Source organism: Oryzomicrobium terrae (genome assembly GCF_008274805.1).
GTDB lineage: Bacteria > Pseudomonadota > Gammaproteobacteria > Burkholderiales > Rhodocyclaceae > Oryzomicrobium > Oryzomicrobium terrae.
This window is the reverse complement of sequence record NZ_CP022579.1, coordinates 1,387,217-1,406,064: the sequence shown is the minus strand read 5'-3', so window position 1 is coordinate 1,406,064 and position 18,848 is coordinate 1,387,217. Positions and strand designations below refer to the sequence as shown.

23 protein-coding genes and 3 tRNA genes are annotated in these 18,848 nt (G+C 61.2%); 15 read left to right on the top strand and 11 right to left on the bottom strand.

Annotation, left to right across the window (positions count from 1 at the left end; translation table 11 throughout):
- Positions 1–50 precede the first annotated feature (50 nt).
- From bet to OTERR_RS06445, 14 genes are all read left to right on the top strand, one after another.
- Positions 51–842, top strand: coding sequence for a phage recombination protein Bet (gene bet, locus OTERR_RS16640; RefSeq protein WP_149425199.1), 792 nt, complete (start codon positions 51–53; stop codon positions 840–842).
- Complete coding sequence (locus tag OTERR_RS06505; RefSeq protein ID WP_149425198.1) at positions 835–1,461, top strand: lambda exonuclease family protein; 627 nt, start codon at positions 835–837, stop codon at positions 1,459–1,461. The genes bet and OTERR_RS06505 overlap by 8 nt, the downstream gene beginning before the upstream one ends.
- Positions 1,462–1,463: 2 nt before the next feature.
- Positions 1,464–1,763 (top strand): helix-turn-helix domain-containing protein, encoded by a 300-nt coding sequence (locus OTERR_RS06500; protein WP_149425197.1) that lies wholly within the window; start codon positions 1,464–1,466, stop codon positions 1,761–1,763.
- Positions 1,760–1,993 carry a hypothetical protein gene (locus OTERR_RS06495; protein WP_149425196.1) on the top strand — a complete coding sequence of 78 codons (234 nt, stop codon included), beginning with the start codon at positions 1,760–1,762 and terminating at the stop codon, positions 1,991–1,993. The genes OTERR_RS06500 and OTERR_RS06495 overlap by 4 nt, the downstream gene beginning before the upstream one ends.
- Complete coding sequence (locus tag OTERR_RS06490) at positions 1,987–2,286, top strand: hypothetical protein (RefSeq protein WP_149425195.1); 300 nt, start codon at positions 1,987–1,989, stop codon at positions 2,284–2,286. Before OTERR_RS06495 ends, OTERR_RS06490 begins: the two co-directional genes overlap by 7 nt.
- 101 nt (positions 2,287–2,387) lie before the next feature.
- Positions 2,388–2,789, top strand: coding sequence for a hypothetical protein (locus OTERR_RS06485; RefSeq protein WP_149425194.1), 402 nt, complete (start codon positions 2,388–2,390; stop codon positions 2,787–2,789).
- Positions 2,786–3,259: a hypothetical protein gene (locus OTERR_RS06480; RefSeq protein ID WP_149425193.1), complete on the top strand. Its 474-nt coding sequence runs from the start codon at positions 2,786–2,788 to the stop codon at positions 3,257–3,259. The genes OTERR_RS06485 and OTERR_RS06480 overlap by 4 nt, the downstream gene beginning before the upstream one ends.
- Complete coding sequence (locus OTERR_RS06475; RefSeq protein WP_149425192.1) at positions 3,256–3,666, top strand: hypothetical protein; 411 nt, start codon at positions 3,256–3,258, stop codon at positions 3,664–3,666. Before OTERR_RS06480 ends, OTERR_RS06475 begins: the two co-directional genes overlap by 4 nt.
- Positions 3,667–3,668: 2 nt before the next feature.
- Entirely contained in the window at positions 3,669–4,643 is a 975-nt protein-coding gene (locus OTERR_RS06470; RefSeq protein ID WP_149425191.1) for a recombination-associated protein RdgC, read from the top strand.
- Positions 4,643–4,879 (top strand): hypothetical protein, encoded by a 237-nt coding sequence (locus tag OTERR_RS06465; RefSeq protein WP_149425190.1) that lies wholly within the window; start codon positions 4,643–4,645, stop codon positions 4,877–4,879. Before OTERR_RS06470 ends, OTERR_RS06465 begins: the two co-directional genes overlap by 1 nt.
- Complete coding sequence (locus tag OTERR_RS06460; protein WP_149425189.1) at positions 4,876–5,115, top strand: hypothetical protein; 240 nt, start codon at positions 4,876–4,878, stop codon at positions 5,113–5,115. Before OTERR_RS06465 ends, OTERR_RS06460 begins: the two co-directional genes overlap by 4 nt.
- Positions 5,115–6,035 carry a hypothetical protein gene (locus tag OTERR_RS06455; protein WP_149425188.1) on the top strand — a complete coding sequence of 307 codons (921 nt, stop codon included), beginning with the start codon at positions 5,115–5,117 and terminating at the stop codon, positions 6,033–6,035. Before OTERR_RS06460 ends, OTERR_RS06455 begins: the two co-directional genes overlap by 1 nt.
- Before the next feature lie 97 nt (positions 6,036–6,132).
- Positions 6,133–6,357: a DUF4224 domain-containing protein gene (locus OTERR_RS16705; protein ID WP_223116007.1), complete on the top strand. Its 225-nt coding sequence runs from the start codon at positions 6,133–6,135 to the stop codon at positions 6,355–6,357.
- Positions 6,358–6,359: 2 nt separating this feature from the next.
- On the top strand, positions 6,360–7,487 hold the full coding sequence (locus OTERR_RS06445) for a tyrosine-type recombinase/integrase (protein ID WP_149425187.1): 1,128 nt from the start codon (positions 6,360–6,362) through the stop codon (positions 7,485–7,487).
- 98 nt (positions 7,488–7,585) lie between these two features.
- Here OTERR_RS06445 and OTERR_RS06440 read toward each other — a convergent pair.
- From OTERR_RS06440 to OTERR_RS06430, 3 genes are all read right to left on the bottom strand, one after another.
- Positions 7,586–7,661: transfer RNA gene (locus OTERR_RS06440), tRNA-His, on the bottom strand.
- A 10-nt stretch (positions 7,662–7,671) separates the two neighbouring features.
- A tRNA-Arg gene (locus OTERR_RS06435) sits at positions 7,672–7,748 on the bottom strand.
- A 22-nt stretch (positions 7,749–7,770) separates the two neighbouring features.
- A tRNA-Pro gene (locus tag OTERR_RS06430) sits at positions 7,771–7,847 on the bottom strand.
- Between the two features lie 175 nt (positions 7,848–8,022).
- Between OTERR_RS06430 and dksA the strand changes: the two genes are divergently transcribed.
- Positions 8,023–8,448 (top strand): RNA polymerase-binding protein DksA, encoded by a 426-nt coding sequence (dksA, locus tag OTERR_RS06425; RefSeq protein WP_054620567.1) that lies wholly within the window; start codon positions 8,023–8,025, stop codon positions 8,446–8,448.
- A 162-nt stretch (positions 8,449–8,610) separates the two neighbouring features.
- Here the strand turns inward: dksA and pnp are convergent, their stop codons facing one another.
- From pnp to rluB, 8 genes are all read right to left on the bottom strand, one after another.
- Positions 8,611–10,713 (bottom strand): polyribonucleotide nucleotidyltransferase, encoded by a 2,103-nt coding sequence (gene pnp / locus OTERR_RS06420; protein ID WP_149425186.1) that lies wholly within the window; start codon positions 10,711–10,713, stop codon positions 8,611–8,613.
- Between the two features lie 195 nt (positions 10,714–10,908).
- On the bottom strand, positions 10,909–11,178 hold the full coding sequence (rpsO, locus tag OTERR_RS06415; protein WP_054620565.1) for a 30S ribosomal protein S15: 270 nt from the start codon (positions 11,176–11,178) through the stop codon (positions 10,909–10,911).
- 158 nt (positions 11,179–11,336) lie between these two features.
- Positions 11,337–12,269 carry a tRNA pseudouridine(55) synthase TruB gene (gene truB / locus OTERR_RS06410; protein WP_054620564.1) on the bottom strand — a complete coding sequence of 311 codons (933 nt, stop codon included), beginning with the start codon at positions 12,267–12,269 and terminating at the stop codon, positions 11,337–11,339.
- A complete protein-coding gene (gene rbfA, locus OTERR_RS06405) occupies positions 12,270–12,668 on the bottom strand; it encodes a 30S ribosome-binding factor RbfA (RefSeq protein WP_054620563.1) in 399 nt (132 codons plus the stop codon).
- Between the two features lie 105 nt (positions 12,669–12,773).
- On the bottom strand, positions 12,774–15,611 hold the full coding sequence (gene infB, locus OTERR_RS06400) for a translation initiation factor IF-2 (RefSeq protein WP_149425185.1): 2,838 nt from the start codon (positions 15,609–15,611) through the stop codon (positions 12,774–12,776).
- A 19-nt stretch (positions 15,612–15,630) separates the two neighbouring features.
- Positions 15,631–17,103, bottom strand: a complete 1,473-nt coding sequence (gene nusA, locus OTERR_RS06395; protein WP_054620561.1) for a transcription termination factor NusA — start codon at positions 17,101–17,103, stop codon at positions 15,631–15,633.
- Positions 17,104–17,126: 23 nt separating this feature from the next.
- A complete protein-coding gene (rimP, locus tag OTERR_RS06390) occupies positions 17,127–17,567 on the bottom strand; it encodes a ribosome maturation factor RimP (protein WP_054620560.1) in 441 nt (146 codons plus the stop codon).
- A 227-nt stretch (positions 17,568–17,794) separates the two neighbouring features.
- The gene (gene rluB / locus OTERR_RS06385; RefSeq protein ID WP_246154376.1) at positions 17,795–18,832 is read right to left on the bottom strand and encodes a 23S rRNA pseudouridine(2605) synthase RluB; all 1,038 of its coding nucleotides are present in this window, start codon (positions 18,830–18,832) and stop codon (positions 17,795–17,797) included.
- Positions 18,833–18,848: the final 16 nt, after the last annotated feature.

The following is an 18,848-nucleotide window of genomic DNA, read 5'->3' as shown; positions in this document are numbered from 1 at the left end:
TTGAAGTCCATCCCTCTACGCCGCCAGAGTCGCGGCAGAAAGGAAGAAGCATGACCACCGCAATCGTTGAACTCACCACGAAGCTCGCCGCCCGTCTGGATATGGGCGAAGGCGGCGACCTGGTAAACACCCTCAAGGATACGGCCTTCAAGGGGCAGGTATCCGATGCCCAGATGACCGCCCTGCTGGTCGTGGCGAACCAGTACGGCCTTAACCCCTGGACCAAGGAAATCTACGCGTTCCCGGACAAGAACAACGGGATCGTCCCGGTGGTCGGCGTGGATGGCTGGTCGCGGATCATCAACAACCACCCGCAATTCGACGGGATGGACTTCGAACAGGATAGCGAGTCCTGCACCTGCCGGATGTACCGCAAGGATCGTGGCCGCCCGATTGTTGTGACGGAGTACATGAGCGAGTGCAGGCGACCGAATGTCGGACCATGGACTTCCCACCCCAAGCGGATGCTTCGCCACAAGGCCATGATCCAGTGTGCCCGCCTGGCCTTCGGATACACCGGAATCTACGACCAGGACGAAGCCGAGCGCATCGCCGAAGTTGAGATCAACCCCCGCCAAGCCCGACAGACCGGCACCCAGGCAGCCGAGGCCGCACGCGCGGTGGCAGCGCCTGCCGATTCGGAAGAGCGCACCAACCTGGTCGCCGACCTTGAAATCGTCGCCAGCGAGCAGGGAATTGCCGCCTATGCCGAAGCCTGGGGCCGCCTCTCGTCTGCGCAGCGCAAGATGATCGGTGCCGATGAGCACGAGCGCCTAAAGAAGGTGGCAGACAGCATCACCGTAACCGCCACCGTTGAGCGTGCGGAGGCCGGCAATGAGTGAAGAACTTCAACGCACCGACGCCTGGCACGCCGAACGCGCCGGGAAATTCACTGGCAGCCGGTTTGTGGACGTGCTGGCCCGCAACAAGCGCACCGGGGAGCCGCTCAAGGCCTACCACGACCTGATCTGGCAGGTGGTCGTGGAGCGCATGACCGGCCAGGCGGTGGAAGGCCCTAGCGGATTTGCCCTGCAATGGGGTCAGGACGTGGAGCCCTACGCTCGTGAGGCCTACGAGCTTGAGAGCGGACACGTGGTCGTTGAATCGGGATTCATTCCCCACCCGACCCATCCCTTCGCTGGCTGCTCGCCGGACGGGCTGATCGGCGAGGTTGGCGGCCTGGAAATGAAGTGCCCGAAGAACTCGGCCATTCACCTCGAGCGGTTCCTGAATGGCGTCCCCGAAGAGTACATCCCACAAATCCAGGGCTGCATGTGGGTGACGGGGCGCCAGTGGTGGGATTTCGTCAGCTACGACCCGCGAATGCCCGAAAGCCACCGCCTGCTGTTGATCCGAGTTGAACGCGACGAGGCGTTCATTCAACGGCTGGAAGAGGCAGTGCTTCAGGCCGAATCGACCGCACAAGAACTGATTGAACAGATTACTAGGAAGGTGGCTTGACCATGGAAAACCAAATCAATGGCGAATTCTGCCGCGACCTGCGCCAACGCAAGGGTCTGAACCAGGGCAAATTCTGGAGTGCCGTCCACGTCACCCAAAGCTGCGGATCGCGCTACGAAACCGGCCGGGATATTCCCGAGCCCGTGGCTACCCTGGTTCGCTTGGTCCACGTCGAAGGAATCGACCTCGCCGGCGTGACCGGCAAGGACGTGGCCGTGGCCAAGCAGCTCAAGGAAGCCAACCCCAAGCTCTACAAGGAACTGGCCAAGGATGCCGCCAAGGCAGCGAAGGCCGCGCAATGACCACCGCGGCCGCAATTCTCCCCCCCGGTCCGGTAACCGCGTTCTTCGCTCCGGCTTGCCACTTCGCTGATGTTGAACTGGCGGATCTGGACCAATGTGCCAAGGCGCGGGGGTTGGTGGTGGGCACGGCGCCCGGCCGGGTCGGCCTGTTCAAGCCCTCCCAGTTCCCCCAGGGCTGGGCTCGCCTGTCCGGTTGCGTCTTCGCCCACCGGGAGGCCATCGCATGCTGACCCTCGCCGCCCTCTTCACGTTCACCCCGCCACCGGTGCCCGAGGGCCTCGGCCGGGTGCACCGGGTGATGGGGGAAGGCGCCCCCAGGCCCAAGACCACCCGAACCGTGACCAACGAGGAAATCGTCAAGGTCGTGGCCACCCTAGGTCACCCGGTGTCGTCCATGGAAATTGCGGACGAACTGGAAGTGGAAGTGATGGCGCTCAAAAACCGCCTCCCTGGACTCGTCACAGCAGGGAAGCTGTACCGGACGGGGCGCAAAGACAACGTGCGGTATGGGGCAGTGCTTTGAGCCGGGCTATCGATCGAGCCATGGCCCGGGCCACACGCCGGGCGCTTGTGGCCCCTGTGCGCAAGCCAAAGGCCGACCCGGACGGCGTGAGGCTGGCCGTCATGCCCTGGAAGATCGATGCGGTCTTTGCCCCACTTGAGCGCGTCCTGTCCCGTATCGACATCGATGGGACCGTGGATACCGCCAAGGGCCGCCCGGTGTTCCGCGAGGACAGCCGCGGTGGCTGGTACGAAGTGGCCGAGGCCCTGCAAGGAATCATCGATTTCCACCGCATCGCGGCCGGGCGCTTCGGCTGGGGCATCGACTTGGCGCCGCTGGAGCGGCTGCACCGCAAGCTCGACCTGGACAGCCCTCTACTGGAAAACGACCTGGCGTCTGCCCGGGTCTGCATTGACACACTCAAGCGCCACGCCACCACGCTGACGCTCGGCCAGGCCAAGGGCCTGCTGCGCGACGCAAAGATCGGCTGGGAGCTGGAGAAGATTACGGAGGCAACCGCGTGAAGATCGCTACCTACGAAGAATGGAAGGCCGGCGTACTGGCCGACGTAGCGGCCCTGGAAGGCACCGAGGAAGGCGAAGTACGAGTGGAATGTACTGCCTGCAACGGAAGCGGCATAGGAGATGAATGCCATTGCTGCGGAGCAGACACAGACTGCAAGGCCTGCGGTGGAAATGGATGGGTGAAAGCCTATCAACCTGCCGCCGCAAACGCCTCACAAGCCCTTTATGTGCATTGCGTAGTCCACGACTTGATGGGCCTTTCGGTGACGATGCACGGCGACCCCTGGAAGCTGGTACATGAGAGCGGGCTTGCCGTGGAGAAGGCAGATCCCAAGCGCTACAGCCTGACCAATGCCGACGAAGCATTCCTGGTCACAGTGAGGCCCTATTTCCCCAAAGCCTTCGTGATTCCTCAAATGATCCGCGAGGGTGCAACGGCTCAACAACTGCTGGATAGGAGCAAGCGATGAGCGCCGCCGTACAAGCAGGCCAGGCCGACCCCGCGCTGGCCGAGCTGAAAGCTGCCCACCGGATCATTTTCAACGCGCTGGCGTCCATGCCCACCGGAAGCATGCCCACCTGGCGCCGGCTCAACGCCGCCGACGGCGTAATCGGTTCTCGCGGCGTGGCTCGCCACCTGGAGCGCGAGGCCGTAATTCAGGCTGCAGAGGGCGACGAAATCCCGGGCAAGGCTGCATGCGCACTGCTTCTCGCCACCGTGCCAGAGCCAGTGCAAGACCTGATGTCCTTCTACGACGCCAAGACCACGGTGGACCTGATCTACGCGATGGAGAAACACATCGCCGGTTTGCAGGACCGCCTGCGCCAGGCCACCCCGGGCGCCAACTTCTTCCCTCAACTTGTCCGTGCAGGCTGACCATGTTCAAGAACCTCCAAATTTACCGCCTCCCTGCCCCCTTCTCCCTGACCCTGGCCCAGCTCGAAGAGCAGCTCGGCCGGGTGGTGTTCACCCGCTGCGGCAGCCAGGACAAGCAATCCCGGGGCTGGGTCCCGCCCCGGGGCAAGCTGGAGAAGGCCGACAAGGACGCCGCCTGTGCGGCTCTGCCCCTGGTCCATTCCGTCGGCGGCCAGTGGTTGATCGCCATGGCCACCGAGCACCGCCTGCTGCCCTCGTCGGTGGTCAACCAGGTCGCCACCGACCGGGCCGACGAACTGGAAGCCCAGCAGGGCTCCCGCCCCGGCCGCAAGCAATTGCGCGAACTCAAGGAACGGGTCACCGAAGAACTGCTGCCCCGGGCCTTCACCCGCCGCTCCACCACCTGGTTGTGGCTCGACCCGGTCAACGGCTGGCTGGCGGTGGACGCCGCCAGCCGCGGCAAGGCCGATGACGCCCTGGAACTGCTGGCCAAGTCCCTAGACGAATTTCCGGTGCAGCCGGTTAAGACCGAGCGTTCCCCAACCTCGGCCATGGCCGACTGGCTCGCCGCCGGCGAAGCCCCGGCAGGCTTCACCGTGGATCGGGACTGCGAACTCAAGTCGGTTTCCGACGAAAAGTCCGCTGTCCGCTACGTGCGCCACGCCCTCGATTCCGACGAGGCCAGGGCCCAGGTCCGTGAGCACCTAGCGGCCGGCAAGCTGCCCACCCGCCTGGCCCTCACCTGGGGCGACCGGCTGTCCTTTGTGCTCACCGAAAAGCTCGAAATCAAGCGCCTCACCCACCTGGACACCAAGGAAGAAGAAGCCAGCGAAGCCAATGGCGCCAACGGCGACGAACTGTTCGACGCCGAATTCGCCCTGATGAGCGGCGAACTGCAACGCTTCCTCCCCGACCTTCTGGAAGCCCTGGGTGGCGAAATCCGCGAAACCGTCGAAGCCTGCAAGGAGGTCGCGTGATGAGCAAGCAATCCGAAGCGAAGAAGGACCAGGGCTATACGGCCAAGCTGCTGAACAACTGCGGGAACTGCCGGCAGTTTGAAAGCGAAACCATCACCCCTGCCTGGGCAAAGGGCGACCCTGACTACGAGAAAAACTATGCAAGAGAGGGAAACATGCGCTGCGGGATCGGCGGCTTCGCAGTCAAGAAGATGGGCAGCTGCAACGAGTTCAAGAAGAAGGAAGCCAAGAAATGAGCAAGCACGACTACACCGCGTTTGACGCCGAGCTGCTTGCGCAGATCAAAGCCGGCCGCAATCGCTTGATGAAGCTCGAAATCCACAAACCGCTGCTTGCGATGGCGAAGCCGTATTGCGACCCGAGCACCAACGAGTGGGAAGTCATCGCCCGCAGACTCCAGGTCCTGCGTCAGACCGGGAAGATCCGCTATACCGGAACGGTGTGGGAAATCATTACCCGGGAGGGCCGGTGATGTTCACGATCAGCGACGACGTGCTTGCCAAGGCCTTCGCCGACTCCTACCGGGGAAGCCCTGACGGGGCACACCTGGCCGGACTACGCGCCGTGGCCGATCTGGTTGCCCAGGAACTGGCGAAGGGGCAGGAGCCGGTGGCTTACCTGTTCCAGCACGAAGATACCGGACAAACAATGTGCGTGGATGTTAAGCAAGTTGAATGGGGGTTTGAAGCTAACAACCCGCGTTTAGTGAAAGTGGGGCCTCTCTACACCCGCCCCGTCGTTGCCGCGCCTGCCGGAGTGCCGGAGGGGTGGAAGCTGGTGCCGGTTGGCTACCTTGAAGCTGTGGAGAAGGCAGCCAAAATCGCAGGCGATTACTCCCCGTGCATTGACGCTGTGGAAGAGGCTGGCGGTGAAGCTGCTGAAGACCCAACCTGGGCGATTCACCACATCCTCTACTACGCCGGATTCATGCTCTCCGCCGCGCCCGCCGCGCCTGCTGATGCAACACCAAGGCTTGATAAGCCTGCCAAGGTTGGTTGTACACGATTCGGCGTGGGCATTGCGTGGAGCACAGTTATCGGTGCTGCCCAGCGCCTGTATGAGTTCGAGGTGACGCCAGAGAAGGAGGCGGAGCGCATCAAGAAGGCAAATGAAAATCTATCCGCGCTGCGGGCGGCGATTGGGGCCGCGCCTGCTGATGCAGTGGCGAAGGATGCTGGATGGATCAACCCGAACAATAAGACTCAGGCGCGATACCTTCCGAACATTGGGGAGCCGGTGCTGTTCTGCCACGCTGGGAAGGTCTATCTCGGTAAGCATACCGGCGGCGGATTCAAAGCAATGACGCCTCCGTTCGGCAGCTTTGTAACGTGGGATTGCGTCTGGATGTACCTACCTGACGCTGCCATTGCCGCCAGCCGGGAGGGCGCGTGATGGCAACCATCAGCCGTAAAGACGTGATGTGCATGGCGCGGGAGGCCAACCCCTGGGTGTGGGGGATCGAGTTTGCGAAGGAAGGCCAAGAGGCTAAATGATGGAACCCCAACCACTGTTCCTCACTGCAGAGGAAATATCCACCCTCACCGGTCGCCGGCTTCGCCGATTGCAGATTGAAGCTTTGCGCCGGATGATGATCCCGTTTCATGTAAATGCCATCGGGCATCCGGTAGTTACCCGACAGGCAGTAACTGGAGCGGGCCATCACCTACCCGCAGCAACCAAAAGCTGGCAGCCAAAAGCTGTCGAACGGAGATAGCGATGGGGCGCAAGCCAACTGTGAATCTGCACTTGCCTCCGGGAATGCGGATCAAGAAAGGAGCCAAGGGGAAAACCTGGTTTTACCTTGACCATGGCCAAGGCCAAGATGGGAAGCGACGATGGGGGCCGCTAGGTTCCGACTTCTATGAGGCGCTTCGTTCCTACGCTTCCAAAGTGGAAACAGCCAAAGGCCCGGCAGTGACCGTGCCTGAATTGCTGAAACGATGGAGCACTGAAACAGCGCCAGGCCGCCCGAAAGGAACGGTTGACGACATCCGTTACGCCCTGCCCCCTCTCCTAAAATTCTTTGGAGAGCCCCCAGCGCCACTTGACCAGGTTGATCCCGTGCATATCCGGCAATACCTGGACTGGCGCGTATCCGAAGCTGTAAAGGAAAAACAGGAGAAGAATTCCGCGCGTGCGAAAGAAGGGAAGCCGCCGCTGGCATCAACTGGTCGAGAAGGCCATGCCAGAGCGAACCGGGAAATTGCCTGGCTTTCTGCCGCCTGGAATTGGGCCCGTGATCGAGGAATAACGAAGGCTCTCAATCCCACTGTCGGTATCAAGCGCCATAAGGAAAAAGGGCGGGATATCTACGTCGAAGACGACGAACTCGCCCTAATCCTGGTCCATGCTGACGAACCGCTCCAGGAGGCCATTGATCTTGCCTATTTGACCGCACAGCGTCCGAGCGACCTCCGCCAGATCATGGAGACGGACATCCGGAATGGAACGATCGAGCTAGAACAAGACAAAACCGGGGCCAAGCTTCGGGTTGAGGTTGTAGGTGCACTCGCCGAATTGATCGACCGAATCAAGGCGAGGAAGGCAACTATCAAGGGTGTGCGATCGCTGGCGCTGGTTTGCAACGAAAAGGGGCAACCCATGGGAAAGCATGCGTTACGTTATCGCTTCGACAAAGCAAGAGAGGCTGCAGCAAAAGCAGCAGACAATGCCCCAATGGCAGAGCGTATTCGGGCGATCCAATTTAGAGATTTACGAGCAAAAGCCGCGAGCGACATAGAATCGCTCAAAAAGGCACAACTTCTTCTCGGCCACACCACGGAAGGTATGACTGAGCACTACCGAAGAAAGCGCCGAGGGTTGAAAGTCGCGCCGGTGAAATAAAAAAAGGCCAGCCCGAAGGCTGGCCTTTTTTGTAGAACGGGCTGAATTTTGTAGAACACCGCGACTTCGCGTATCTACATCCTAACCCGCTCAAATACTGGGGCGACATACCGGGATCGAACCGGTGACACCTGGAATCACAATCCAGTGCTCTACCAACTGAGCTAATGCCGCCATTGAAACTTGGCGCGCCCGGCGAGGCTCGAACTCACAACCTACGGCTTAGAAGGCCGTTGCTCTATCCAGTTGAGCTACAGGCGCCTTGCAGGGCACGGGGAATACCTGGTCGGGGCGGCGGGATTCGAACTCGCGACCCTCTGCTCCCAAAGCAGATGCGCTACCAGGCTGCGCTACACCCCGAGAGCCGCGAATTATAGAGAGCCCCCCTACTGCGGTCAATAGATTTCTACAACTTTTGTTCACTTTTTAGCTGTACGGCCGCACACTGGAAAACTTCACCTCTCACGACAAACTTGCGGCATACTTTCCAATATGCTATTAAAGCGTACTTTTTTACCAACGACGGTCTTCGATCATGGCCCAAGATCTGCTGCATAAACAATTCCCGCCCTACGTACCGAAGAAGGGCGAGGAGTACATGAACTCCAAGCAGCTTGAGCATTTCCGCAAGATGCTCGAGACGCTCAAACAAGAACTCGTGGAAGACATCGAGCGCACGGTACACACCATGCAAGATGAAGCCACGGTCTTCGCCGACCCTAACGATCGCGCCAGCCAGGAAACCGATATGGCCCTGGAACTGCGTAACCGGGATCGGGAACGCAAGCTGATCAAGAAGATCGATGAGACGGTGAACCGCATCAACAGCGGCGATTACGGCTACTGCGACAACTGCGGCGTGGAAATCGGGCTGAAGCGCCTGGAAGCCCGCCCTACTGCCACGCTGTGCATCGATTGCAAGACCCTGGAAGAGATCAAGGAAAAGCAGGTCGCCAAGTAAGCCCCCTTTTTCCGCGCCTCAACCAAAAAACGGGCAGCCCTACCGGGGCTGCCCGTTTTTTGTTGGCATTTCATTTCGTTGGCACGACCCGCCCAGGACAACAATAAAAAAAGGCACCCGCAGGTGCCTTTTTCAAGGTAACCGCCCTTACTGCTGCGGTTGCTACTGGGCAGCACCCTCTTCCGCAGCCACAGCCTTCATGGACAGACGGATACGGCCCTTCTCGTCGGTTTCCAGTACCTTGACGCGCACTTGCTGACCTTCCTTGAGGTAGTCGGTCACGGCATTGACGCGTTCGTTGGCGATCTGGGAGATGTGCAGCAGACCATCCTTGCCCGGCAACACGCTGACGATGGCACCGAAGTCGAGAATCTTCAGCACGGTGCCTTCGTAGATGGCACCGACTTCCACCTCGGCGGTGATGTCCTCAATGCGCTTCTTGGCAGCCTGGGCCGCCTCACCATTGACGGAGGCGATAGTGATGGTGCCGTCATCCTGGATGTCGATGGTGGTACCGGTTTCTTCAGTGATGGCGCGGATCACGGCGCCGCCCTTGCCGATCACGTCGCGGATCTTCTCCGGATTGATCTTCATGGTGTAGAGGCGCGGAGCAAACTCGGACATCTCGGTACGGTGACCTTCGACAGCCCCCTTCATGATGCCGAGGATGTGCATCCGGCCTTCTTTGGCCTGGGCCAGAGCGACCTGCATGATCTCCTTGGTGATGCCGGTGATCTTGATGTCCATCTGCAGGGCGGTCACGCCGTTGTCGGTACCGGCCACCTTGAAGTCCATGTCGCCGAGGTGATCTTCGTCACCCAGGATGTCGGACAGCACAGCGAAGCGGTTGCCTTCCTTGATCAGACCCATGGCGATGCCGGCCACATGGGCCTTGAGGGGCACACCAGCGTCCATCAGCGCCAGGCAGCCGCCACACACGGAGGCCATGGAAGAAGAGCCGTTGGATTCGGTGATCTCGGACACCACACGCAGGGAATAGCCGAACTCGTCCGCCGGCGGCAGCACGGCCAGCAGGGCGCGCTTGGCCAGGCGGCCGTGGCCGATTTCACGGCGCTTCGGGCTGCCGACGCGACCGGTTTCGCCGGTGGCGTACGGGGGCATGTTGTAGTGCATCATGAAGCGGTCGCGGTACTCACCGGCCAGGGCGTCGATGATCTGCTCGTCGCGGCCAGTGCCGAGGGTCGCCACCACCAGGGCCTGGGTTTCGCCACGGGTGAACAGGGCGGAACCGTGGGTACGGGGCAGCACGCTGTTACGCACGGAGATCGGACGCACGGTACGGGTATCGCGGCCGTCGATACGGGGCTGACCAGCCAGGATGCGGCCACGCACGATGGACGCTTCCAGCGCGAAGAACAGGTCGGCCACGACACCTTCGTCGGCAGCGCCCTCGCCTTCACACAGAGCAGCGATGGCCTCGGCCTTCAGCTCCTTGACACGTTGGCTGCGGGTCTGCTTGCTGGTGATGCTATAGGCTTCTTCCAGCTTGGCCTTGATCACGCCTTCCAGCTTGGCAACGAGGACTTCGTCGCGGGCCGGCGCCTGCCAGTTCCACTCGGGCTTACCGGCTTCTTCAACCAGGGCGTTGATGGCATTGATGGCGGCCTGCATTTGCTCATGGCCGAACACCACGGCGCCAAGCATGACTTCTTCGGACAGTTCCTGAGCTTCGGATTCCACCATCAGCACAGCGGTCTCGGTACCGGCAACCACCAGGTCCAGCTTGGAGTTTTTCATCTCCGAAGCATTGGCGCAGAGCACGTACTGACCGTCGATGTAACCGACGCGGGCAGCACCGATCGGCCCCTGGAAGGGAATACCGGCGATGGACAGGGCGGCGGAGGCACCGATCATCGCGGGGATGTCCGCATCCACTTCCGGATTCAGAGACATGACCGTGGCCACGACCTGGACTTCGTTGTAGAAGCCTTCGGGGAACAGCGGGCGGATCGGGCGGTCGATCAAGCGCGAGGTGAGGATTTCCTTTTCGGAGGGACGGCCTTCACGCTTGAAGAAGCCGCCGGGGATCTTGCCGGCAGCGTAGGACTTTTCTTGGTAATCGACGGTCAGGGGGAAGAAATCCTGGCCGGGTTTAGCATCCTTGGCAGCGACAACAGAGACGAGGACGACGGTGTCGTCCATAGACACCATGACGGCACCGGAGGCTTGACGGGCGATTTCGCCGGTCTCGATGGTCACCTGATGGGTGCCGTAGGCAAAAGTTTGCTTAGCAATGTTGAACACGAAACTTTCCTTTCTCGCTTTTACAGTTTTTTTCAGCAGTTATATCGTCTTGGTGCAGGCCGGATTTTACCCTGAAGTCACTTCGCCAACCGTCGGCTGAAGCACCTAAAAACAACGGGATAAAAATAAAAAAAGCGGCACGGCCCAGAGGGCCGCCCGCTTTTTTCACTGGTGCGCAAATCCTGAAGAAACAGATTACTTGCGCAGGCCCAGGCGTTCGATCACGGAGCGATACTTCTCCACATCGGTGCGCTTCAGGTAGTCCAGCAGCTTGCGGCGACGGGAAACCATGCGCAGCAGGCCGCGACGGGAGTGGTGATCCTTGGCGTTGATCTTGAAGTGACCGGTCAGGTCGTTGATACGCGCGGTCAGCAGCGCGATCTGCACTTCGGAGGAACCGGTATCGCCAGCGACGCGCTGGAAATCGCCAACGATCTTGGCCTTTTGTTCGGTGGAGACAGCCATGTTGTTACCTTTCTATCGTCAAACCTCAGACTCGGACTATGGCGCCACCCCGGTTTGAGAGAGCCGGCACCCCGAACGACCTTCACCCCGCAAGGCGACATGAAGAGCGCGATATTATACGGGCCCTCGGCCCTGATTACAATCGCAAGTCGGCAGCATCAAGAAGTGCCACCACATTCTTGGGCTTGCACCAAGCGCTTGGGGCGCAACCAGCCATCGGCCCCTTGTTCACCTACCCCCAAGAGCACGTTGTCCGCGTAAATCCGTACCTTGCCGATATCCCCAATGGCTGCGCGCCGCACCGGATTGCCGTGACTGATTGGCCCCTGCTGTTCCGCGGTCAGATCGATGCGCGGCAACGTGGACAGCAGCGCGTCGACCGGCGCCAGGCGTCCGACACGCTCGGTTTCCACCACGGATTCCAGCTCTGACAGGGTCAAGGCATCAGCCAAGCTCAAGCTGCCAACACGGGTACGGCGCAGGGCAGTCAGATGCGCACCACAGCCCAAGGCCGCACCGATGTCCTCGGCCAAGACGCGGATGTAGGTGCCCTTGCTGCAGGTGACCGCTAGGCGGGCCCGCGTGAGCATGCCACGACTATCGACATCGACCCCGAGCAATTCCAGTGCATGTATGGTCACGGCCCGCGGCTGGCGCTCGACCTCCACCCCCTGGCGGGCCAGCTCGTAGAGAGGCTTGCCATCGCGCTTGAGGGCCGAATACATGGGAGGAACCTGGGTGATGGACCCGGTAAAGCGCGGCAATAGCGCAACAAGATCAGCTTCGCCGACGGTCACCGGGCGTTGCTCGCGCACCTCGCCTTCCGCATCGCCGGTATCGGTAGTGGCGCCGAAACAGACCTCGGCTTCGTAGGTCTTGTCTGCGTCAAGCAGGTCGGCGGAGAACTTGGTCGCTTCGCCAAAGCAGAGGGGCAGCAAGCCAGTGGCCATAGGATCCAGCGTACCGGTATGACCCGCCTTTGCCGCCGACACCAGGCGGCGTGCTTGCTGGAGTGCCGTATTCGAAGAAAGCCCCTGGGGCTTATCGAGCAACAACACCCCGTCGACCCGCTGCCAACGCTTTTTCTGCACTTAGCCCTGTCCTTCGTCGTTGTGCGCACCGTCACGCGCTTCGGATTCGCGGGTAACGGCCACGGCCTCGTCGATCAGCTTGGAGAGATTGGCGCCCCGGTCGATGGAATCGTCGTAGACGAAGTGCAGTTCCGGCGTGGTGTGAATGCGCACCCGGCGGCCGATCTCTCGGCGCAGGAACCCGGAAGCTTTTTTCAGGCCGACGAGGATTTCCGGTACCCGCTCGGCCCCCAGCATGGTGGTGAAGAACACCTTGGCGTGAGCGTAATCCGGTGAGATTTCCACGGCGGTCAGGGTGATCATGCCGATGCGCGGGTCCTTGACCTCGCTATGCAGCAACTCGGCGAGTTCACGGCGGATTTGTTCGACGACGCGATCCGCCCGGCTAAAGCTTTTCATGGCGTTTCCTTCCAGACAGGCGCGGCGCCTGGCGCCGTGCCAATGAAAAAGGCGCGGGTCGAAGGGGTTACCCCCTTCTCCCCGCGCCTCGCGGTCGTGCTCCGGTTACAGCGTCCGGGCGACCTCGAGGATTTCGTAGACTTCGAGCTGATCGCCTTCTTTGATGTCGTTGAAGTTCTTGAACTGAATACCGCACTCGTAGTTCGACTTCACTTCCTTGACGTCATCCTTGAAGCGTTTCAGGGATTCCAGTTCGCCGTCGTGGACCACCACGTTGTTGCGCAGGACGCGGACGCGGGAGTTGCGACGCACCACACCTTCGAGCACGTAGCAGCCGGCAATGGTGCCGATCTTGGAGGCCACGAACACCTGGCGGATTTCCACCTGGCCGATGATCTGCTCCTTCTTTTCCGGCGACAACATGCCGGAAAGGGCAGCCTTCACCTCATCCACAGCCTCGTAGATGATGGTGTAGTAGCGGATATCCACACCGAAGTTCTCGGCAGCCTTGCGGGCATTGGCATCGGCACGAGTATTGAAGCCGATGATCACTGCCTTGGAGGCGGAAGCCAGGTTGACGTCGGTTTCGGAGATGGCACCCACAGCGGCGTGGATCACCTGCACCTTGACCTCGTCGGTGGACAGCTTGTTCAGCGACTGAACCAGTGCTTCCTGAGAACCCTGTACGTCCGCCTTGATGATCAGGGGCAGGGACTTGACCTCGCCCTCGGCCATCTGCTCGAACATAGATTCCAGCTTGGCAGCCTGCTGCTTGGCCAGCTTGACCTCGCGGAACTTGCCTTGACGGAACAGGGCGATTTCCCGTGCCTTTTTCTCGTCGGCGATGACCATCGCTTCGTCGCCTGCGGACGGCACGTCGGAGAGGCCCTGGATTTCCACCGGGATCGACGGGCCGGCTTCCTGGATCGGCTTGCCATTCTCGTCGAGCATGGCGCGGATGCGACCAAAGGTCTGGCCAGCCAACAGCACATCGCCACGCTTGAGGGTACCGGATTGAACCAGCATGGTGGCCACCGGGCCCTTCCCCTTGTCGAGGCGGGCTTCGATGATGATGCCCTTGGCGTGGGTGTCGTGTTGGGCTGTCAGTTCCAGCACTTCGGCCTGCAGCAGCACCTGTTCGAGCAGTTCGTCGATGCCGGTACCCTTCTTGGCGGAAACCGGAATGAACGGCGAATCGCCGCCGTAGCTCTCGGGCACCACGCCTTCGGCGATCAGCTCCTGGGTCACCCGGTCCGGATTGGCTTCGGGTTTGTCGATCTTGTTGATCGCTACCACGATGGGCACGTTGGCGGCCTTGGCGTGGTGGATCGCTTCCTTTGTCTGGGGCATCACGCCGTCATCGGCAGCCACCACCAGAATGACGATGTCGGTCGCCTTGGCGCCGCGGGCACGCATGGCCGTAAAGGCCTCGTGACCCGGGGTGTCGAGGAAGGTGATCACACCGCGCTCGGTTTCCACATGGTAGGCACCGATATGCTGGGTAATGCCGCCCGCTTCGCCGGCAGCCACCTTGGCACGACGGATGTAGTCGAGCAGCGAGGTCTTGCCGTGGTCCACGTGGCCCATCACCGTCACAACCGGGGGACGCGGCAACACCGGTGCTTCGGGAGCCTCGGTACCTTCAAGGAAGGCTTCCGGGTCGTCGAGCTTGGCTGCCAATGCCTTGTGACCCATTTCTTCGACGATGATCATCGCCGTTTCCTGGTCTAGCACCTGGTTGATGGTGACCATGGAGCCCATCTTCATGAGCACCTTGATCACTTCGGTCGCCTTCACCGCCATCTTGTGTGCAAGATCGGCCACGGTGATGGTTTCGGGAACATGCACCTCACGCACCACCGGCTCGGTCGGCGCCTGGAACGAGTGGGATTCTTCGCTGGAATGGCGATCACCACGGCCGCGGCGACCACCGCCGCCACGCGGATCTTTCCAGCCGGAAGTCGGCCCGGCACCGCGGGTTTTGACACCGGGACGCCCCTTGCCCGGCGCCTCGCCGGCACGGCGATCCCGGTTTTCACCAGGACGACCGGGGGTACGGGCAGCGGACTTGTCGTCACGGGCCTTGGGCGCCTCTTCCGGAGCCGCCTTGGTCTGGGCGGCAGCAGCCTGCTTGGCGGCCTCGGCAACCTTCAGGGCGGCCGCCTTTTCTTCCGCCTGCTTGCGCATGCGGGCCAACTCGGCTTCCCGCTCCTGCTTTTCACGGAATTCGCGGGCCTGAATTTCGGCCAGGGTCGCGGCACGGCGCGCCTCTTCCTCACGCAGGCGGACTTCCGCCTCGTCGAGGATCGGCTTCTTGCGTACCGTCACGGTTGCCTTAGCCGCGGGAGCGGGAGCAGAAGCAGCCGGCTCGGCATCTTTCTGCGCAGCGACCGGCTCAGCCTTGGGTTCCGGAGCCGGCTTCGGCTCGGGTTCCGGCTCAACGGCCACTACCGGTTCCGGCTCAACAACGGGTTCCGGTTCCGGTTCTGCTACCGGAGCCGCAACAGGCTCGGGAGCAGCAACGACCTCTTCCACCACCGCTTCGTGGGCCTGAGGGGCAACCACCTCTTGAGGCACGGGAGTCTCGGCCACCTCGACCAGCGCAGCCTCTGCTTCACCAGAGGGCAATTCAACCGCCGTATCGTTGGCATCGCGCTTTACCAGTACGCGCTTCTTGCGTACTTCGACCTGGACCGTCCGCGTCTTGCCGTGGGAGTCCTGAGCCTTGATTTCGGAGGTCTGCTTACGGGTCAGGGTGATCTTGGTCTTGTCGGCGTCCCCATGGGACCGCCGCAGATAATCAAGCAGCCGGTTCTTGTCCTGCTCGGAGAGCAAGTCACCTGCCGCATGCTTCTCAACACCGGCCTTCTTCAACTGTTCGAGCAGCACCGCTGCGGGCATTTTCAGCTCGCTGGCAAACTGGTCTACGCTCGTTTGCGCCATTCTTTACTGTCCTCCGTGCTTACTCGAACCAGTGGGCCCGGGCCGTAGTGATGAGAGCCTTGGCCCGTTCCGGATCGATGCCGGTCATATCGGTGAGTTCGTCGATGGCCAGGTCAGCCAGGTCATCGCGCGCCTTCACACCGTTCTGGGCGAGTTTGGCCGCCAGTTGCTTGTCCATGCCATCGAGGGACAGCAGATCGTCGGAGACCTGCTCCAGCTGCTCTTCGGTGACGATGGCCTCGGTGAGCAGGATGTTGCGGGCACGCTCCCGCAGCTCGTGCACCGAAGCTTCGTCGAAGGCTTCGATTTCGAGCATTTCGGCCAAGGGCACATAAGCCACTTCTTCGAGGGAGGAGAAGCCTTCCTCGATCAGCACGTTGGCCACGTCCTCGTCCACATCCAGCTTTTCCATGAAGAGCAGCCGGGTGGCGGCCTGTTCAGCCTCGGCTTTCTTCTCGGATTCTTCCTCAGTCATGAGGTTGATGTTCCAGCCCGCGAGCTCCGAAGCCAGGCGGACGTTCTGGCCGCCACGGCCGATAGCGATCGCCAGGTTTTCTTCGTTCACCACCACATCCATGGTGTGCCGATCTTCGTCCACCACGATGGACAGAACCTCGGCCGGCGCCAGGGCGCCCACCACAAACTGGGCCGGATCAGCCGACCAGTTGATGATGTCCACGCGCTCACCGCCCAGTTCGTTGGTCACCGCATTGACGCGCGCACCGCGCATGCCGATGCAGGTACCAATCGGATCGACGCGCTGGTCGTTGGATTTGACCGCGATCTTGGCGCGCACACCGGGGTCCCGGGCAGCCGCCTTGATTTCCATGAGACCGTCATCGATCTCAGGGACTTCCAGCTCGAACAGCTTGATGATGAACTCAGGAGCGGTACGCGACAGGATGATCTGGGGACCGCGGGCATTGCGGTCGATGCGCAGCAAATAGGCCTTGACCCGGTCGCCAACCCGCAGGTTTTCCTTGGGAATCATCTGATCGCGGGGCAGCAGGGCCTCGATCTTGCCGGATTCGATGATGGCGTTACCGCGCTCGATGCGCTTGATGGTGCCCGTCACCAGGTGTTCCTTGCGCGCCAGGAAGTCGGTCAGCACCTGTTCCCGTTCGGCATCACGGATCTTTTGCAGAATCACCTGCTTGGCAGCCTGGGCACCAATCCGGCCAAAGTCCACCGGTTCGAGGGGCTCTTCAATGAAACCACCCAGTTCGATGTCCGGATCAATCTCTCTGGCTTTTTCCAGGGAAATCTGCAGCGCCTCGTCTTCCAGCGCCTCGTCTTCCACAACTTCCCAGCGACGGAAGGAATCGAAATTACCGGTCGTGCGATCGATCGTCACCCGCACATCCGATTCTTCGGCGATCTTCTTCTTCGTAGCCGAAGCCAGCGCCAATTCCAGGGCACCGAAAACGATTTCCTTGGTGACGTTCTTTTCGCGCGCCAGCGCATCTACCAGCAGCAACATCTCGCGGCTCATTCTTGCACCTCCTCTATCGCCGGTCAGTCGAACTTGGGAACCAGCCGGGCTTTTTCAATGTGGTCGTAATCCAGTTCCACATCGCCGGTTTCCGTTCGCAGGCTTACCTTGCCACCCTGCAGGCCGAGCAGGATGCCATTGAAATTTCGGCGATTTTCCTTCGCCACACGCAAGCGGATCTGCACTTCCTGACCAGCGAAGCGCGCGTAATCGGCCTCTTTGACCAAGGGACGGTCCAGCCCCGGAGAGGAAACTTCCAAGCGGTCGTAGTCGATGTTTTCAACCATCAGCACCCGTGTCAGCTGATTGCTGACGGTGACGCAGTCGTCCACATTGACCCCACCTTCCTTCTCAGGTTTGTCAATGAACACCCGCAGCAGCCGCCCTTTGGGCGACAACTCGAGTAGTACGAGCTCGTAACCGAGGCCCGTAACCGTTGTATCCAGCAGTTCTCGCAGATCCATGCGCTACAAATAAAAAATGGGCGAAACGCCCATCCAAAAAAAGATGATTTAACCGGCTACTCATGCCGCTTTCGCCGTCACGACGGCAAAGCACGATAGCAGCCTACATACAAAGCCTTTGAATTATATCCGGAAACCAGCCCCCCATCAATCGCTGCAGTGCCGCAAAAAGGCACCGCAGCGAGCTTTCCAGATGATTTCTGGCCTGAAAGGCCGACAGGACGCGGTTAACGCATCCCACGCGGCGGACGACCTTGGGACGAGTTGTCATTCCCGGTATACACCCCGGTCATGCCGCGCCGGAAGGCGTTGTTGCCAGTCCCCGGCACCGACATACCGACTGCCTGAAAGAGTGCCGCCACATCGTGCTCGGGCAGTTCCATCCATTGCCCACGCTTGAGGCGGCTGGGCATGATCAGAGGACCGTAGCGAACCCGCATCAGACGGCTGACGGTCACGCCCACCGCTTCGAACATACGCCGCACTTCCCGGTTACGCCCCTCGGACAAGGTCACGTGATACCAGCGGTTCGCCCCTTCCCCACCTGCGTCTTCCAGGGTCGAGAAGCGTGCCGGACCATCTTCGAGCTCGATGCCGTCCACCAGTTGATCCTGGGCTTCGTCGGTCAAATCCCCCAGCACCCGTACCGCGTACTCGCGGATGATGTTGTAGCGCGGGTGCATCAGCCGGTTAGCCAGTTCGCCCGAGGTCGTGAACAGCAGCAGACCGCTGGTATTGAAGTCGAGGCGGCCAACGGCGATCCAACGCCCACCCCGCAGGACCGGCAAGGCCTCAAAGACGGTTTCACGGCCATCCGGGTCGTCTCGGGAAACGATCTGGCCTTCCGGCTTGTGATACATGATCACGCGCGGCACCCGGTTGGCGAATTTCAGGTTGAGCAGTTTGCCATTGACCTTGACCCGGTCCGTCGGCCCCACCAGCTGCCCCACTTCGGCAGGCAAGCCATTGACGCTGACCCGGCCGGAGAGAATCCATTCCTCCATCTCCCGGCGCGAGCCGACACCTGCCTGGGCCAGCACTTTATGCAGACGCTCGGGCTTGGTCGGCTCGACCGGCCCCTTGATCTTGCCGCGGGGCGCCCCTTTGCCAGGACCGCGCTTTTCTTCGCCGGGAGCGGCAATCCGCTTGGCCCGGCGGACGGGCCCCCGCTTGGGCTGGGAACCCTCCCCTTCGAAACGCCGCTCAGGGCGCCCCTCGCCACGGCCACCATCGGAAGATCCGCGCCGTTCCTGGCGTTCCGCCACGTTGCCGTTTACCTCC